This window comes from Mesorhizobium sp. WSM4837, from assembly GCF_055811435.1.
The window spans coordinates 1-1060 of the sequence record NZ_JBVVQE010000206.1; the positions used below are offsets into that span (position 1 = coordinate 1).

The following is a 1060-nucleotide window of genomic DNA, read 5'->3' on the forward strand; positions in this document are numbered from 1 at the left end:
CCCGGGAAATCAAGAACCACGAATACCGCGTCGGCCTGACGCCGGGATCGGTCCGCGAATATGTCGCGCATGGCCACGAAGTGCTGGTCGAGACCGGCGCCGGCATCGGCGCCGACGACAACGCCTATCGCGCCGCCGGCGCCACCATCGCCAAGACGGCCGCCGACGTGTTTGCCAAGTCCGACATGATCGTCAAGGTCAAGGAGCCGCAGCCCAACGAATGGGTCCAGCTCCGTGACGGCCAGATCCTCTACACCTATCTCCATCTCGCTCCGGATCCGGAGCAGACCAAGGGCCTGCTGGCCTCGGGCGTGACGGCCATCGCCTACGAGACGGTCACCGACGACCGCGGCGGCCTGCCGTTGCTGGCGCCGATGTCGGAAGTCGCGGGCCGCCTGTCGATCCAGGCGGGCGCCACCGCGCTGCAGAAGGCCAATGGCGGCCGCGGCGTTCTGCTCGGCGGCGTGCCCGGCGTGCTGCCTGGCAAGGTCACTGTGCTCGGCGGCGGCGTCGTCGGCCTGCATGCCGCACGGATGGCGGCCGGCCTTGGCGCCGACGTCACCATCATCGACCGCTCGATCCCGCGCCTGCGCCAGCTCGATGATATCTTCGGCGGCCGCGTCCACACCCGCTACTCGACGGTCGAGGCGCTGGAAGAGGAATGTTTTTCGGCCGACATCGTCGTCGGCGCCGTGCTGATCCCGGGTGCCGCCGCGCCAAAACTCGTTTCGCGCGAAATGCTGTCGGGAATGAAGAAGGGCTCGGTGCTGGTCGATGTTGCCATCGACCAGGGCGGCTGCTTCGAGACCTCGCACGCCACAACTCATGCCGACCCGACCTATGAGGTCGACGGCGTCGTTCACTATTGCGTCGCCAACATGCCGGGCGCGGTGCCGGTCACCTCGGCCCAGGCGTTGAACAACGCGACGCTGCATTACGGCCTGCAGCTTGCCGACAAAGGCATGAAGGCGCTGGTCGACGATCATCATTTGCGCAACGGCCTCAATGTCCACAAGGGCAAGATCACCAACCGCGCGGTGGCCGAATCACTCGGCTATGA

The 1060-nt window shown here is 66.7% G+C and carries 1 protein-coding gene; it reads left to right on the top strand.

The window, feature by feature from the left end; genetic code table 11:
* Positions 1–1060: alanine dehydrogenase (gene ald / locus AC0L3D_RS36725; protein WP_473647536.1), on the top strand; the 1060-nt coding region annotated here is incomplete at both ends.